This window comes from Staphylococcus petrasii (assembly GCF_002902565.1).
GTDB lineage: Bacteria > Bacillota > Bacilli > Staphylococcales > Staphylococcaceae > Staphylococcus > Staphylococcus petrasii.
The window spans coordinates 1-13,702 of sequence record NZ_PPRC01000022.1 but is presented as its reverse complement, the minus strand read 5'-3'; the positions used below and the strand labels follow the sequence as shown (position 1 = coordinate 13,702).

Sequence of the window (13,702 nt, the reverse complement as noted above, 5' to 3'; positions counted from 1 at the left end):
TGTTAAATGATATTTTTTTCGTATATGTTGATTCGTATATATCAATTCTTAATTGATAATAATTATCATAGTCAATGGCAATATTATAACATTTTCACAGTGTAATGACCATTTCAAAAAAGTAGAGATTAAATCATATTTCATGATTTAATCTCTTTAGGGATCTTGCTTATTCATCTGCTAGGAAACCATTTCCGTATACATCGCGTACGTCATGTACTACAAGGAATGCATTTTCATCTAATTCTCTAATAATACGTTTTGCTCGTGAAACTTGTGTTTTAGCTACTACTACATACAAAATATCTTTTTCTTCCCTAGTATAATAGCCATGGCCATCAATAATTGTAAGGCCGCGCCCTACTTGTTCATCAATCGCTTTAGCAACTTCTTCTGGTTTATTAGAAATAATTGTCATAGCTTTTTTCGTATTAAGACCTTCGATAACATATTCCATTACTTTTGTACCAATGTATAATGAGATAACTGTTACAAGTGCTTTATGCAATGGAAGTACTGTTAATGAAATTAATACTACTAATAAATCAAAGAATAATAGTGCGTAAGCTGTACTTACTTCTAAATATTTATTAGCGATACGAGCAAGGATAGTTGTACCAGCAGTAGTACCACCAGCTAGTACGATAACACCAATTCCTAAACCTACACAGATACCACCAAACACTGCATTAATAATGACATTTCCAGTTTCTACATGCCAAGAATCTGTTAAATCTAAAAATACAGAAATAAGTACAGTAGCAATAATAGTTAAAATTGTACTTTTTTTATTCAAAAATTTATAACCGATAATTATTAGTACCGCATTGGCTACAAAGTTAGTTATAGATGGAGAGATATGAAAAGCGTAATATAATACGATGGCAATCCCCGTTACGCCTCCCTCTCCTAAATTACCTGAAATAATGAATGAATTAACTCCAGCTGAGAATATGAAAGAGCCTAGTATCACAAGGAGTAAATCTTTAATGTTTTTATTCACACATACCAACCCCTTTTTTATTGTATTATCATTAAAAATGTTAGCATACTCTCTGATAAAGCTACAATATACTATTCTAAAAAATGATAAATAAATAAAAATTAAATAATTTAAACTATAATAATTTATTTGATATTATCGAATATCCCTATAGATTTACTCAGGTTTGAATATAATCTAAATATAAGAACAATTTATGAACAAATAAAAATTTTCTGAATTTTTCGTTTACTTACAAGATGGTTTCTGCTATACTGTGTATAACTTCTTAATAAGAGAAGTTATCTCCTTTGTGTTGTTTATAGTAACAAAACAAATTTTGCTCGAAGTACTGTGACAGTACCTAGTCCTTACCGTTACAAGTACATTAATATTCATTTCCCATAAAAACCAAGTATATAGAGTGTCTCCTCACTCTACATACTTGGTTTTTATCGTATGTCAGGTTTTTGTTCTTCATTTTCAAAGAATAAAGAGCAAATCTGAAATCATGTAAGATAAGCATAATTTCAAACTTGCTCTTTCGAAGAAATATTTAGCTGTGTCGGTTTACCATGCAAATAGACCTACAAAAGCTGCTGTTAATAATGATACAAGGATACCTGCTAAAAGCATCATTGGCACATATTTAGATACGAAATCCGAAGTCTTCTTATCCACGATTCCTTTAAGTGTACCAACAATCATACCGATTGTTGAGAAGTTAGCAAATGACACTAAGAATGTTGAAATAACCGCTTGTCTATGCGGACTATAAGATTTAACTACTTTAGTAATCTCACCCATTACAACAAACTCGTTTGTGACAATCTTCTTAGCCATTTGTTGAGCCACAATCCATGCTTCTCCCCATGGTAATCCAAGTAATAACGCGAATGGATACATGAAGACACCTAAGATTTGGTTTAATCCGAAGCTGCCTTTCAAACCAATCCAACCGCCTACTAAACCAGTGATTAAATTGATAAAGCGATCTAATAAATCAGCTAAAGCTACGAAACTGATAACGAACGCAATAATAATTAACACTAATTTACCTGCGTTTAATACAGAATCTCCTAAGAATGAGAAGAATGGTTGGCGTTCAGTTTCACCATTATTAATGCTATAAATAACATCTTCGCGTTCTTCAACTGTTACTGGATTCAAGATAGAAGACACAATAATAGCATTAATAATATTTAGCGGAATGGCTGTCAATACGAGTTCACCAGGAATCATTTGTACATAAGCACCAACAATCGCACCTGAAATAGAACTCATTGACATCATAGCTAACGTTAAAACACGTGTTTCTTTCATGCGTTTTAATTGTTCATTTGAAACCGCTAAAGCCTCAGTATTACCTAAGAACATCATTTCAATTCCGAAAAATGACTCAAACTTAGGCTGACGTGTAATTTTAGCTAATACCCAGCCAATACCACCGATAATCTTCGGTAAAATATTGAAATACATTAATACATCAAATAGTGGCACAACAAGCAAGATTGGGAATAAGGCGCTAATAGCCATATCCATTTGTTTACCACTTGTAAAACTACTAAATGCAAAGCCAGTTCCAGTATGTGCTGATTGAATCACCCAAGCGATTGCTGCAGCTAAGCCTTCAACGATGGATCTACCAATTTGGAAGTATACGAAGAACCAGGCAAGGAAAAGGTTTAAAATAACAAGAATCAAAATTGATTTCCATTGGATATTTTTGCGATCTCTGGAAAATAGAACGGCAATTCCCAAAAATACAAGTAACCCAATGATATTAATGATTAAAAACATGAGGCACCTACCTAGACTTTAATTTTTCAACTCACTATGTAAAAATTACTCAGTTTAACAGAACCGTACTTTCCCCAAATTTAAAGCACTAAAGTTCCGTAAATAATATATTTAACATTATACCATGAGAGAATATTCGATAAAATATTATTTTAAAGAATACCATTTGTATAATTATGGGGTTTCATTCTTTTTAGCGAACTTTAAAAAGCGCTAAAAATGTATTATGTTTTAAATCACATTTTTAGCGCCTCTTGTCATAAAATTCTATTTTTCATTTTTCTCAATATCGTTATAAATATAATCTCCAATAAATTGAGATGATTTACCTTTTTCTAATGAACAGAAATCATTATAGAATTTTTCAATTTTATCTTTATATTTTACTTTGTGTTGATCTAGTTGTTTTAATTCTTTAGCTAGTTTGAATTCATCTGTAATAATTTCACCTGGAAGATCATTCATATAATCCATATAGAAACCACGTAATCCTTTGTCATACTTTTCAATATCATAAGCAAAGAAGAATTGTGGACGTTTTAAGATACCGAAATCAAACATTACTGAAGAATAGTCGGTAATCAATGCATCAGAGATAAGATATAATTCAGAAATATCATTGTAGTTGGAAACGTCGATAGCAAAATCTTCGAAACCATGTAAATCTAAAGCATTAGCAATTAGATAATGCATTCTTAACAAGATAACGTATTCGTCACCAATTTCTTTTTGAAGATTTGCAAGGTTAATCTTCAAGTCAAATAAGTATTGGCCTTTTTTCACAAATTCATCATCACGCCAAGTTGGTGCATACATAATTACTTTTTTATCTTTAGGCAAGTTTAAATTACGTTTGATTTGATCTTGGTATTTAGTGTCATTTTGACGTGTTACTAAGACGTCATTACGAGGATATCCAATTTCCCAAATTCTATCTTCGTCCATCCAAAAAGCAGTTTTAAATATATCTGATGAATAGCGGTTTGGTGATACAAGATGATCCCATCTAGATGCCTCAGCATAGAAGTTTTTCTTATATGAAGCAGTTGTTGTACCTGGCATTCTCACAACTTTCATGTCGTTAGCAAGACGTTTAAGCGGCGTACCATGCCAAGTTTGAATGTACATTTGGTTTTCTTTTTTATTTAAATATAATGGTAATCTTGCATTTGATACCCAATATTTTGCTTTAGCATATGCGTCGTAATATTCTTTTGAACCTTTTTTAACTTTAGTAGCATTTCCCGGGACATTATTATTTTCTGGTTTATTAAATACCCAAATATAATTTAAATGTGGGTAATGGTCTTGCATATATTCATAAATATATTTAGGACTATCGCTATAATTTTTACCCCCAAATGATTCAAAGACAATCGTATGTGGATCAACCGCTTCTTCACTATCTATTAATTGATATCTTGAACGTTCTTTCATTTTACTATTCGTCACAATGTTCTTAACTAAACGAGAACGTTTACGAAGATCGTTAACATATTTTGCGTTTTCCACATCATCCATTGATAAGAATAAAACTTCTAGATTATATAATAATTTTCCGTCTTTGATGATGTTCCATTTTAAAGCTTTTACTACTTTGACTAAAGAACTTTCTAATGTAAGATATCTTGATTTGATATCTCTTAATGAAGGATCAAAACCTTTTTTAATTTCATTTTTCATTCTTTGAATTAAGAAGTTTTTTATCTTTTTGTCTTTCGTTCTTTGCATAGCGTCAAAGAAACTATCTACATAATCATCAAATTTATGAATAAAATCTTGTCCACTTAATGTATTACCAACAAATGGATCATATACTTCTCCGCGGAAATAAAATGGGAAGTTTAATATTCTCACAAAGTTTTCCGCATATTTTAAGTATTCTAAAGCGAAAGAAGTATCCGTAAAGATATTTAAATTCTCATTAAATTGAATATTATGTGCTTTAATAATAGCGTTTCTAAATAAAATATTACATACAGATTCTTTTCTCAAAATTGAGTTAGGATTCTTTTTATGTGATAAATATTGTAGACGCACTTTATCTTGGTCGACATATTGTGGGCGTTGCATTGCGAATTTATGGATTGGTGCAATTAAAGTGTCCAAACCATTAAGGTGACGGAAATAATAATCAATTGCATATGAAGCTAACTGATCATCTGCGTCAAGAAACATTACATATTGTCCATCCGCTTCTTTAAGTGCCACATTTCGCGCGTGTGCATGACCCGTATTTTCAGGAAGTTGGATGAAATTAATCTCTTTATCGTAAGACTGTAAGGCTTGTTGTAAAATTTCTGTTGATTGGTCTGTCGAACCATCATCCACAATCACAATGTTGAAATCTTGATTTCTTTGACTTTTTAAACTATCAATACATTCAGCAATGTAATCTTCATCATTATAATATGTAATAATAATCGTTAATTTATTCAAAACATTTCTCTCCAGTTAATCTATTTATAATAGGTAGATTTTAATAATTATTTCTTAATTTTTCCAAGCGTGTGTTACGCCAAATTTTCACTTCATTTTACATCTTTAAAGCGTATATTTCTAGCCATTTCCATTCCATAGCTTCTTAAACGCTATGACCTCGCCGTTACTAACAAGTATACCATTTTCTTTATCGTTTATTCATTCGCTAGGGGTTTCTCAAAGTTCAATTCAAATGATTCTCTATTTCTTTTAAAAGTTTTATTCGTCACAATATCAAGTTAATGAAAAAAATAAAACAGGTTGACGAATGATTACATTCACCAACCTGCTTGATTATCTTATTCTGTTAAATTTTGAGTCGTTACAAATTGATGATATTTTTCATGATGCTCCATCAATTCTGCATGTGTACCTTGTCCTGTCACTTGGCCTTGATCGAGGAAGATAATTTGTCCTGCTTTTTTAATAGTAGAAAGTCGGTGCGCAATGACAATAGTTGTACGCCCTTCCATTAATACTTCTAACGCTTCTTGTATTTTTTGTTCGCTTTCACTATCTAGGTTCGCTGTTGCCTCATCAAGTAATAGAATATCTGGATTCTTAACAAAACTACGGGCGATATCAATACGTTGTCTTTGACCACCTGATAGTTTCAGACCACGTTCGCCGACTAATGTGTCATAGCCATCATCAAATTGCATGATAAAGTCATGACAATTAGCTAATTTAGCATATTTAATCAGTTCTTCATCAGAGACTTCTCGGTTAATACCATATAATATATTGTCGCGAATCGCACCACTCATCATTGAATTGGACTGCATTACGTATCCAATTTGATTACGCCAATTTGCCATAGGAATATCGTAAATACTTTGATTCCCATATTTGATATCCCCTGATTCAATTTCATACATACGTTCAATTAAGTTGAAAATCGTACTCTTACCTGAACCGGATGGGCCAACAAAAGCACTTACTTCCCCTTGAGGGATACGGAAAGAGACATTTTTCAAAATATCTTTAACATCATATTTGAAATTTACATCTGCAAATTCTATTTCTCCAGCAGTGATGTTTACGTGACTAACTGGTTCTAAATCAATCATTGGTTCTACTGGTTCTTGCATAATTTCATAAATACGGTTACTTGCACCTACCGCTTTTTTATAATCTGTAACAAGCGTTGTAAGGTTCATTAACGGCATAGATAATTGCATCACGTAAAAAATCATCGCAATTAAAGCACCTGCAGTGATAGCGCCTGTAGCAATTCGAATAGCGCCAAAACCTAGAATAACCGCAATCATTAATAACATAATGAGACTTGAAATAGGTTGAATAACAGCAGTGATTTTAGCTTGTCTTAATCCAAGATTATAGATTTCACGTAAGTTGCTATGCGCATTGTCTAATTCTTGGCGTTCTGTATTAGACACTTTAACTAAACGCATTTCTGTTAACACGCGTCCTAGTAATCCACTGAAATTAGCTATTTCTGATTGTGTGTTTATAGAGATTTTTTGCATTTTACGGCCTAATGGAATCATTACTGCCATGAATAATGGAATCGCAATAAACGTTAATAATGTCATCTGCCAGTCCATAATAAATAACATAATGATAGAGCCTACTAATGTAATGATTGCAGGCAATAATTGTGGTAATTTTTGTGAAATAAATTCATTAATCACCTTTGTGTCATCTGTTAAACGACTCATCAATTGACCACTTTCATTTTTATCAAAAAATGGCATTTTCAATTTAATAATATGTTCCCATAATATTGAGCGAATATCATAAATCATTTTTTCACCAATTTTACTTAGTAAATAAATACCAATACCACTAAGTAAGGCGTTGGCGATAAAAATACCTGCGAATAGAATGATGATATTCCAATTAATACTGCTTGTTGAAAATTTATCAACTAAACGACCAGTAAATAATGGGATAAGTAAACCACTAATACTTCCTAATGAAGAAATAATAATAGCTGCAATAATTAACCCGTATGGCCACGACAAACGTTTAAATAAGAAAAATAATGGATTTTGTCCTTTCATAAATTAGCCCTCTTTTATATTCATTTTCAATTTAATACTTAAAACTTATAAATATTTTCCAAAACTTTGAAGTGTAAAAATTATATTTCTCACAAGTTTTTATTATGATAGAATACTTTCATTGACAATTTTTGTATAAAAAGGAAAGATAAATAAAATGAAACGAATAATTCCCCTAATTTTACTCATCTTCTCTACGGCTCTCATTATAGCACCTATAGTTAAAGCCGCGGATAAAGAACCTACACCTACAGAAATTACACGTCAATACGGTTATCCCGATGTCTCAGATGCCTATCAACCGAAAGGCGCTATCAACGTCAGCCAATCAGGACAAATATTATATCAATATAATGCCGATAAAAAATGGTATCCTGCTTCAATGACTAAATTAATGACGATGTATCTCACATTAGAAGCTGTCAAACAAGGCGACCTTTCTTTAAATGACAAAGTACATATTACGCAAAGGCATTATCAAATGTCAACTTTACCAGAATTAAGTAATACCAAATTATACCCTGGTGAAAACTATACTATCGCAGAACTTCTTCAAATTACTGTGTCCAATTCTAGTAATGCAGCTGCTTTAATTCTTGGTGAGGAAGTATCTGGTAACGTTAATAACTTTACTGACTTAATGAATAAGAAAGCTAAAGAAATTGGTATGGATGAGACTCACTTTGTCAATCCTACAGGCGCTAAGAACAAACGTCTACGTGAGTTTTCCCCCTCAAAATATAAAAATCAACAAAATAACGTTTCCTCTGCAAAAGATATGGCTATCTTAGATCACCATGTGATTAAAGACACACCTAAGATTTTAGACTTCACAAAACAACTCGCTCCTACAGTACATGATGTAACCTATTATACTTTCAACCACTCTTTAGATGGAGCGAAGATGAGTTTACCTGGCACAGATGGATTAAAAACAGGGTCAAGTGATGTTGCAGATTACAACCATACTATCACTACAAAACGAGATAAATTACGTATTAATCAGGTGATTATGGGTGCTGGTGATTTCGAACATTTAGGTGGCGAAATGCAACGTAACATGATTGGTAATGCATTAATGAATCGCTCATTTGATCAATATGAATATAAAAAAGTATTATCAAAAGGTACACATAAAATTAATGGTAAAAAATATTACGTATCTAAAGATTTATACGATATTATTCCAAACAACATGAAAAAAGACGATTATAAGTATGTCATTGAAGATAGTCGTGTTCATATAGACTATCCTCGTCAATTTTTAACTAACAGTGATGGACCACCTAGTGTAAAAGTAACGCGTTCAGCTATTCATCACGCAGACTCAATCGCTCAAAGTACATGGAAAACACATCCTATCTTAACTTTCACAGGATTAGGATTAATTGCCATAGCCTTTATTTTAGTCATTTATTTGATTTTATATCGTATTTTTAAACATAAATAATGTATTAAAAAAGACGAAATCCACATTCCCTTAAAATTGGAGAGAATGTGGATTTCGTCTTTATATGTTATATTATTTCGCGTCTTTGCCGTATAATTCTTGTTTAATTTTAGTTGTTGAAATACCTTCAGTACGTTTTAAGTACACAACTTCACATTTGTCTTTTAAGAAGTCAAATTCGCCTTCCCAATCGTGACCCATAACGAACACATCAACATCGTAGCGATCAACATCGATTTCTTTTTGACCCCAATCACTTTCAGGAATAACTAAATCTACATAACGAATAGATTCTAACATCATTTTACGTTGCTCAAAGTCATAATAAGATTTTTTGTTCTTAATTTGATTGAACTCATCTGTTGATAACGCAACGATTAAGTAATCGCCCATTTCGCGAGCTCTTCTTAATAATTCTATATGGCCATAATGTAATAAATCATAAGTACCATAAGTAATGACTCTTCTCATTGTTTGCTATCTCCTTTACTAAATCTTTAATGAATTTTCATAATCTTAATTTAGCATAAATAATTTTTACATACCATCTTTTATAAAAGCAGACATGTTAAGCAATTAAACAACACTATGCCTCTTCATTCTAAGATGTTTATCGTTTAAGCATACGTTTTAACGACTGTTTACCATTGAATGCTGCTTTTTTAGGTAAGACTTGCGCTTTAAATCTTAAGTAACCCGGACGCCCTATTCCTACGTTAACTAGTGTTTGTCTCCAAACCTCATACGTTTCATGTGTCCATTTTGTTGCGCCTTGTTCGACGGCTTGAACGATTCTAAATAATGCGTCTCCGGAATATTCCGTATGTTGCATTTCTTTGATATAACGTGTTACTTGTTCAATAAATGTAGATGTTACTTCACTATTTTTCAAAAGATAAGCTTGAATTAAGTAACTTACAATCAAGTCATCCATACGATAACTGTAATATACTTTCTCATTCGTTAGTAACAACATTTCCATTACACGATGGCGCACTTTACGCGCATCGTCTATATAAGATAAAAAGGTATCCGCACGCTTATCGGTTACCGACCCTTCTCGCTCATTATACCCATAAACAAGAAGCGGTATTAACTGAATATCTCGCGCAGTTAAATAAGCACGCGTAATAAATGTATGTTCTTCACAAAATACCACATCTTCATCGAATCTTAATGCGTTAAATTTAGAGTTAAATAATTTCCCACCCGGGCCAATAGATTGTAATATTTCAGGTGCTTCGGCAAGTGTAACCACGCCCTCGCGATTAATCTCTTCATGCGTAGGCACGACTTTCCAGTCTCCGTTTACACCACGACCAATTTGCCCAATGACAATATCGACCTCTTTATTTTTCTCATAATAATCAATCATTTTGTCTAATCTGCCTGGCAAGAATTGATCATCCGCATCTAAGAACATAAATGCTTCAACATCATCCGACATTGAGGCTAAACCGAAATTTCTGCTCTTAGCTGCCCCAGCATTTTCTTGATTGTAGACCATCATATTTTTAACTTCTTTTTGTAATTCCATTAACACTCGTTTCGTTTGATCCGTAGAGCCATCGTTAACACAAATAATTTCAACTTCATGCTTTGTATCAATTGATTTTACAGCTTTTCGAATTGTATGTTCTGCATTAAACACTGGAATAATCACAGCTATTTTCATTCTTTCACCAACTTTTCAATAAATTCTATAATTTGTTGTAAGCTTTTAGAAGTATTGTAGCGATGCCAATCTTTAAATAACGGCTGTAATATATCTTCACTATTTTTTATTTTGAAAATTAATTCCTCCTCACTAACGATTTTATAATGTTGAGGAATTTGTCTATAAAATTGATTTAAACCGCGTACTTTCTCATATTTATCTTCATCGTACACATAGAATAAGACAGGTTTATTTAACAAGCTTGCTTCAATAGGTAGAGAACTATAATCACTAATAATCACATCTGCCATTATCATTAATTCAGAAGTAGATATTTCTGAATGATGCCCAGAAATTGATGGATGCAACTGATTAATTAACGTATAATTTGGCAACTGACTTTCAAATTTAGCTTTATCTAATTGGCGATTATCTTTCGCATCTTCACGATAAGTAGGAACATATATCGCCAATTTGTTAGTAATATTATAATGTTCTTTTAAACGCGCTTGTTCAGTCTTAAGGTTGAAATTTAAATAATTCATTAATCGTGGTAATCCAAAACGTAACATTTGGTTATCTTTAGCTTCGAAAGCTTCTTTAAAACATGTCACCATTTCTTCTCCACCGACAAGATAATAGTCCGTAGCTTGGTATACACGTTGATATTGTTTAACCATTTTTTCATTATTTAAATCTACCTGATGGTCCGTTAATCCGAAATTCTTTAAAGCCCCTGACGCATGCCAAGTTTGAATAATAGTCTGACCTTTTTTCTTAGCATAGCCACCCAACATTAAATAGTAAGTATCAATAACGATAACTTTGGCGCTACTTAACGCTTTAATATGCTTGATAATCTGTTTATTTCCAGCGGGTATAAATGAAATATTCTTAAATTCTTTTAATCGCTCTTGTTCGTTCTCATTCGCTATCACTGTAAGTTGATATCCTTTGTCATGCAGTTGCTGAATAATTGGCAACACATCTTGAGGGAATGTCATCATCACTACAATATGGTTGTTTTTTACTTTTTTACTTTTAAAAATGAAGTTCAATATCGCAATCATTATCATATAAATGTTTTTTATAATTAGTCGCATACGTTTACCTCCCACCTTTTCAAAAAAATAAAAATAATAAAACGTTCTGTATATATAAAACAGGCTGGGACAAATATAGAAATGTCTCAGCCTTAGTTTACATTTATAAGAAATCTGCAAAGTGATCTCGATATCTGCGATGTAGGATTGAACCTAAAACAAAGAAAATCAAGATAACTACTACGTTATAAAGGAATAATCTCCAATGTTCAATAAAGTACCATTCATGGAATAAGATCGCTGCACGATAAGATTGAGCTAAGAAATATACAGGATTAAATTTCATAATTTCATTAATCACACTGCTAATGCCTTTATCTTTAGGAATCCATAAGATTGGTGACATGTAAAATAAAATTCTCAATAATGCTTGCATAATCATTTGAGTATCACGTACGATGATGCCCAATGTTGAAGTGAATAATGCAACTGATGCAGTAAAGAAAAATGTGAGTGGTACATAGATGAGTAATTGCACAATGTGTATAGATGGGAAAATTCCGTTACCCATACAAATAGCGATAATGATAGCCAATAATCCAATATGACCATAGAACTTACTTGTCACAATATAAGTAGGAATAATGGATAATGGGAAGTTCATCTTCGCAACTTGATTAAATTTCATAGATACAGATTTCGTACCTTCGAGAATACCTTGATTGACGAAGAACCACATACTGATACCTACTAATAACCATAGAATAAATGGCACGCCATGAATCGGCGCGTTACTTCTAATTCCCATACCAAATACAAACCAATAAACCATAATTTGTAAGGCCGGGTTAAGTAATTCCCACGCTACACCTAAGTAGTTATTAGTATTTGTAATTTTGATTTGGAATTGTGCGAGTCGTTGTACTAAATAGAAATTTTTTATATGTTCTTTAAAAACAGAGCCTACTGCCGACATTGAAATAAACCACACTTTCATTTAAATATCCACGATGGCATTTAAATTCTTTAACTTATCATTTGAATACTTACATTCATTATATATAACATTTCTCGAAAAGTTTAATATAATTGAAGTATAGAGGTATATTATTTTATATACTGATATCTTCTTATTAAAAAAATGGTTCTTATGTAGAATCTTCATTTTCAAAAAAAGAAAAAATAATCTCTTATATTTACAAAAACTATACAAAATCACTTATACACTTTACACTAGGTTAATAAATTTAACAACTGTTGTGTGATGTATTATAATCGATATAACTATCTGTAAGGAAGGAATACTTATGAGCGTATCTGTTAACATTAAAAATGTGACAAAAGAATATCGCATTTATCGCAATAATAAAGAGCGTATTAAAGATGCCTTAATCCCTAAAAATAAGAATAAAACATTCTTTGCTTTGGACGATGTATCAATTACAGCCCATGAAGGCGATGTGATTGGATTAGTAGGCATCAATGGGTCTGGGAAATCTACCTTAAGTAATATGATTGGTGGCTCATTATCACCTAGTTCTGGAACGATTGAACGCCACGGGGAAGTTAGCGTCATCGCCATTAATGCAGGACTAAACGGCCGTTTAACTGGTGTAGAAAATATTGAATTTAAGATGTTATGCATGGGCTTTAAAAAGAAAGAAATTAAAAGACTTATGCCTCAAGTTATTGAATTTAGTGAATTGGGTGAATTTATTTACCAACCCGTTAAAAACTATTCTAGTGGGATGCGTGCGAAATTAGGATTCTCTATTAATATAACGATTAATCCTGATATCTTAGTCATTGATGAAGCTCTCTCAGTGGGAGACCAAACCTTTACTCAAAAATGCTTGGATAAAATTTATGAATTTAAAGAAGCAAAGAAAACCATTTTCTTTGTCAGCCATAATATCCGCCAAGTGCGTGAGTTCTGTACTAAAATTGCCTGGATTGAAGGCGGCAAACTAAAAGAATTTGGCGATTTAGATGATGTGTTACCTAAATATGAGCAATTCTTGAAAGATTTCAAGAAGAAATCTAAAGCGGATCAGAAGAAATTTAGAAAACAATTAGATGAGAAGCGTTTCATTGTAAAATAAAAACAATTTATAACTCAAAATAAATAAAGTTTATTATTTATTTTGAGTTTATTACTTTAAAAATTGAGTTAAAAGTACTACTATAAATAATAGAACTTATGAATAATATTCACATATAAAGAAGGTGAACATCATAGCCTCAGTTAATAAAACACAACAA

The 13,702-nt window shown here is 32.0% G+C and carries 10 protein-coding genes; 2 read left to right on the top strand and 8 right to left on the bottom strand.

Features of this window, described 5'->3' with window-relative positions:
- Positions 1-169 precede the first annotated feature (169 nt).
- The 4 genes from CD127_RS04850 to CD127_RS04835 all read right to left on the bottom strand — a co-directional run bounded on the left by CD127_RS04850 (position 170) and on the right by CD127_RS04835 (position 7,290).
- Positions 170-1,003, bottom strand: a complete 834-nt coding sequence (locus CD127_RS04850) for a YitT family protein (RefSeq protein WP_103365964.1) — start codon at positions 1,001-1,003, stop codon at positions 170-172.
- Positions 1,004-1,552: 549 nt separating this feature from the next.
- On the bottom strand, positions 1,553-2,782 hold the full coding sequence (locus tag CD127_RS04845; RefSeq protein ID WP_103298515.1) for a NupC/NupG family nucleoside CNT transporter: 1,230 nt from the start codon (positions 2,780-2,782) through the stop codon (positions 1,553-1,555).
- 267 nt (positions 2,783-3,049) lie between these two features.
- A complete protein-coding gene (locus tag CD127_RS04840) occupies positions 3,050-5,221 on the bottom strand; it encodes a bifunctional glycosyltransferase/CDP-glycerol:glycerophosphate glycerophosphotransferase (RefSeq protein ID WP_103365963.1) in 2,172 nt (723 codons plus the stop codon).
- 341 nt (positions 5,222-5,562) lie between these two features.
- Complete coding sequence (locus tag CD127_RS04835; RefSeq protein ID WP_103365962.1) at positions 5,563-7,290, bottom strand: ABC transporter ATP-binding protein; 1,728 nt, start codon at positions 7,288-7,290, stop codon at positions 5,563-5,565.
- A gap of 157 nt (positions 7,291-7,447) precedes the next feature.
- Here CD127_RS04835 and pbp4 point away from each other — a divergent pair, with 157 nt between their 5' ends.
- Positions 7,448-8,740, top strand: a complete 1,293-nt coding sequence (pbp4, locus tag CD127_RS04830) for a penicillin-binding protein PBP4 (protein WP_103365961.1) — start codon at positions 7,448-7,450, stop codon at positions 8,738-8,740.
- A gap of 72 nt (positions 8,741-8,812) precedes the next feature.
- On the opposite strand, the gene tagD is transcribed toward pbp4, so the two are convergent.
- The 4 genes from tagD to CD127_RS04810 form a co-directional block, all read right to left on the bottom strand.
- Positions 8,813-9,211: a glycerol-3-phosphate cytidylyltransferase gene (tagD, locus tag CD127_RS04825; protein ID WP_103298519.1), complete on the bottom strand. Its 399-nt coding sequence runs from the start codon at positions 9,209-9,211 to the stop codon at positions 8,813-8,815.
- A gap of 139 nt (positions 9,212-9,350) precedes the next feature.
- Positions 9,351-10,415, bottom strand: a complete 1,065-nt coding sequence (locus CD127_RS04820) for a glycosyltransferase family 2 protein (RefSeq protein WP_103365960.1) — start codon at positions 10,413-10,415, stop codon at positions 9,351-9,353.
- The gene (gene tarB / locus CD127_RS04815) at positions 10,412-11,500 is read right to left on the bottom strand and encodes a teichoic acid glycerol-phosphate primase TarB (protein ID WP_103365959.1); all 1,089 of its coding nucleotides are present in this window, start codon (positions 11,498-11,500) and stop codon (positions 10,412-10,414) included. Before tarB ends, CD127_RS04820 begins: the two co-directional genes overlap by 4 nt.
- Before the next feature lie 103 nt (positions 11,501-11,603).
- On the bottom strand, positions 11,604-12,416 hold the full coding sequence (locus CD127_RS04810; protein WP_103298522.1) for an ABC transporter permease: 813 nt from the start codon (positions 12,414-12,416) through the stop codon (positions 11,604-11,606).
- Positions 12,417-12,747: 331 nt separating this feature from the next.
- Between CD127_RS04810 and tagH the strand changes: the two genes are divergently transcribed.
- Entirely contained in the window at positions 12,748-13,542 is a 795-nt protein-coding gene (tagH, locus tag CD127_RS04805; RefSeq protein ID WP_103298946.1) for a teichoic acids export ABC transporter ATP-binding subunit TagH, read from the top strand.
- Positions 13,543-13,702 lie beyond the last annotated feature (160 nt).

What these genes read in the sequence shown, in the direction of transcription:
- tagH (WP_103298946.1), top strand. Translation starts at nt 12,748, where the DNA reads ATGAGCGTATCTGTTAACATTAAAAATGTGACAAAAGAATATCGCATT.
- CD127_RS04845 (WP_103298515.1), bottom strand. Translation starts at nt 2,782, where the DNA reads ATGTTTTTAATCATTAATATCATTGGGTTACTTGTATTTTTGGGAATT.
- tarB (WP_103365959.1), bottom strand. Translation starts at nt 11,500, where the DNA reads ATGCGACTAATTATAAAAAACATTTATATGATAATGATTGCGATATTG.
- tagD (WP_103298519.1), bottom strand. Translation starts at nt 9,211, where the DNA reads ATGAGAAGAGTCATTACTTATGGTACTTATGATTTATTACATTATGGC.
- pbp4 (WP_103365961.1), top strand. Translation starts at nt 7,448, where the DNA reads ATGAAACGAATAATTCCCCTAATTTTACTCATCTTCTCTACGGCTCTC.
- CD127_RS04835 (WP_103365962.1), bottom strand. Translation starts at nt 7,290, where the DNA reads ATGAAAGGACAAAATCCATTATTTTTCTTATTTAAACGTTTGTCGTGG.
- CD127_RS04820 (WP_103365960.1), bottom strand. Translation starts at nt 10,415, where the DNA reads ATGAAAATAGCTGTGATTATTCCAGTGTTTAATGCAGAACATACAATT.
- CD127_RS04810 (WP_103298522.1), bottom strand. Translation starts at nt 12,416, where the DNA reads ATGTCGGCAGTAGGCTCTGTTTTTAAAGAACATATAAAAAATTTCTAT.